Source organism: Aeromonas sp. HMWF017 (assembly GCF_003061465.1).
GTDB classification, from domain to species: Bacteria; Pseudomonadota; Gammaproteobacteria; order Enterobacterales; family Aeromonadaceae; genus Aeromonas; species Aeromonas veronii.
In genome coordinates, this window is record NZ_QAJD01000092.1 from 1 (window position 1) to 2,814 (window position 2,814).

The 2,814-nt window shown below is 62.9% G+C and carries 2 protein-coding genes; both read right to left on the bottom strand.

Features of this window, described 5'->3' with window-relative positions; all coding sequences use genetic code 11:
- Positions 1-1,967: pyruvate:ferredoxin (flavodoxin) oxidoreductase (gene nifJ, locus DBR30_RS08685; protein ID WP_108588301.1), on the bottom strand; the 1,967-nt coding region annotated here is incomplete at its 3' end.
- 229 nt (positions 1,968-2,196) lie between these two features.
- On the bottom strand, positions 2,197-2,814 hold a 618-nt coding region (locus tag DBR30_RS21950), incomplete at its 5' end, for an alpha-amylase family glycosyl hydrolase (RefSeq protein WP_258224367.1).

Consider the following 2,814-nt stretch of genomic DNA (forward strand, 5'->3'; position numbering starts at 1 on the left):
CCCAGCCCCGCCAGCATGGCGGCGGTGACGGTCTGGACAAAATCGGGGGCCTTGGCGGAAACCACCGGCGGGCGGGGGCGGCTGGCGGGATCCAGCTCGCCAAGTGGCACCTGGGTCAGGGCGGCGCAGGTTGCTTCCAGTGCCTGCCAGTTGCGTTCGACCAGCGCTTGTCCCTTGCTACCATAGCTGGTGGCGATGGCCTGCTTCAGCAGGCTGGTCGCCTCTGCGGGGGGAATGATGGCGCTGAGCTGGAAGAAGGCCATCTGCATCACGGTATTGATGCGGTTGCCGAGCTGGCAGTCGCGGGCAATTTTGGCGGCGTTGATGATATAGAAGCGCGCCTCTTTCTCGCGCAGGGCGTGTTGTACCTCGCTGGGTAGTCGCTGCCAGATCTCCGCTTCGCTGTAGGGGGTGTTGAGCAGGAAGATGCCGCCCGCTTTCAAGCGTTCCGCCATCCGGTACTTGTCGACAAACTGCCACTGATGGCAGCCGATAAAGTCCGCCTCTTCCACCAGATAGGCCGATTGCAGCGGCCGCTCGCCCACTCGCAGGTGAGAGACGGTGAGGCCGCCCGCCTTTTTGGAGTCGTAGACGAAATAGCCCTGCGGATAGAGGTCGGTGTGGTTGCCGAGGATCTTGATGCTGTTCTTGGCCGCCGAGACGGTGCCGTCACTACCAAGGCCGTAGAAGAGTGCCTCCAGCTTGTGTTGCTGGCTGTGGATGGGGCTTGAGGCGTCCTGCGCGGGTAACGGTAGCGAGAGACCTGTGATGTCATCGAAGATGCCGACGGTAAAGCGCGGGCGCGGGTTCTCTTGCGCCAGTTCGGCAAACACCGCCAGCGCGCAGGCGGGGCCGAACTCTTTGGAGGAGAGGCCGTAGCGGCCGCCGATGACACGCGGCAGGCTTGCCCGCTCGCCCCGGCTGACCGCTTCGGCCAGCGCCGTCATCACGTCGAGATAGAGGGGCTCGGCCTGTGCGCCCGGCTCCTTGGTGCGATCCAGCACGGCGATGGCGCGGGCACTCTCGGGAATCGCGGCCAACAGGTGCTCGGCCGAGAAGGGACGGAACAGCCGCACCTTCACCAGCCCCACCTTCTCCCCTTGAGCCAGCAGGCGCTCGATCACCTCTTCACAGGTGCCGATGGCTGAGCCCATCAGCACCACAATCTGCTCCGCCTGCGGGTGGCCGACATATTCAAACGGCCGGTAGTGGCGGCCGGTCTGTTCGCCAAAAGCCTGCATCGCCTCGCTCACATAGCCATAGGCGGCGTCATACCAGGGGTTGCTTGCCTCCCGGCACTGGAAGTAGGTGTCCGGGTTGGCTGCGGTGCCGCGAATGACCGGTTTGTCGGGGGTGAGCGCCCGGTCACGATGGGCACGGATGGCATCTGCGGGCAGCAGGGCACGCAGGGTGTCGTCAGCAAGCGGCGCTATCTTGGCGATCTCGTGAGAGGTACGAAAGCCGTCGAAGAAGTGGATAAAGGGGAGGCGGCTGTTGAGGCTCGCTATCTGGGAGATCAGGGCAAAGTCCTGCGCCTCCTGTACATTGCTGGCACAGAGCATGGCACAACCGGTCTGGCGCACCGCCATCACGTCCGAGTGATCGCCAAAGATCGATAGCGCATGGGTCGCCACGGTGCGCGCCGCCACATGCAGCACGAAGGGGATGAGCTGACCCGCCAGCTTGTAGAGGTTGGGGATCATCAGCAGCAAACCCTGCGACGAGGTAAACGAGGTCGCCAGCGCGCCGGTCTGCAGGGCACCGTGGACGGCGGCGATGGCGCCCCCTTCTGACTGCATCTCGACAACCCGGGGCACATCCCCCCAGAGGTTCTTGCCCCGTTCGCTCGACCAGGCCGACGACTGCTCAGCCATGGCCGAGCTGGGGGTGATGGGGTAGATGGCGATGACTTCGCTGGTGCGGTACGCCACCGAGGCGACTGCGTTATTCCCGTCTGTGGTGATCATCTGTTTTCCACTTTGCTATGCCAGTTTGAAGGCCGATAGTTGCATCGGCAATGGATAGGTCGCAGGCATAGTAAGAGGGGCAATGAGAGCGTATCAAACGGGATAAATAATCAATTAATAAGTCAGTAATAGTGGTTAATTTAATCCCATTACGTGGGGGCGTGATTTTCTGCTAGTAGCCGGTGGGGTGGCGATTGACGGGCCATTGGTATGGCCCGTCAACACGGGGTTAACCCTGCTCCACTTGCAGCCAGATGGCGCACTGATAAGGGGCGAAGAGCTGCATCGGTTCGCTTGGGTAATTGGCCAGCAGCAACCGCATCTCATCTGCCACCTTGTCGAAGTGGGGCATCGGCAAGGGGGTCGCCGTGAGATTGGCGAGCAGCAGCAGGGTGTGCCGCTCTCCGCTGGCCGGATCCTGCCAGTGGCGGCGATAGCCGATACGATCTGGGTCATCCCCATCCAGCAGATCGAAATTGCCGTGGCGAATGACAGGGTGAGCCTTGCGCAGGGCGATGAGCTGGCGATAGCAGTGAAACGGGGAGTCGGGACGGGCCAGCTGCTCGGCGGCATTTATCTCGACGTGATTGGCGTTGAGGGCAATCCAGGGCGTGGCCGTACTGAATCCGGCGTAGGGGCCGGCGTCCCACTGCATCGGGGTACGGGCGTTGTCGCGGCCAATGGCATCGAGCCGCCGACTCAGCTCGGCAGGATCCAGCCCTGACTGGCTGGCGCGATAGTTGATGGCCTCCACATCGCGCAGCTCGCCCGGCTGCCAGTGGCGGTTGGTCATGGCGAGCTCCTCCCCCTGATAGATGAAGGGAGTGCCCTGCATCATATGCAGCAC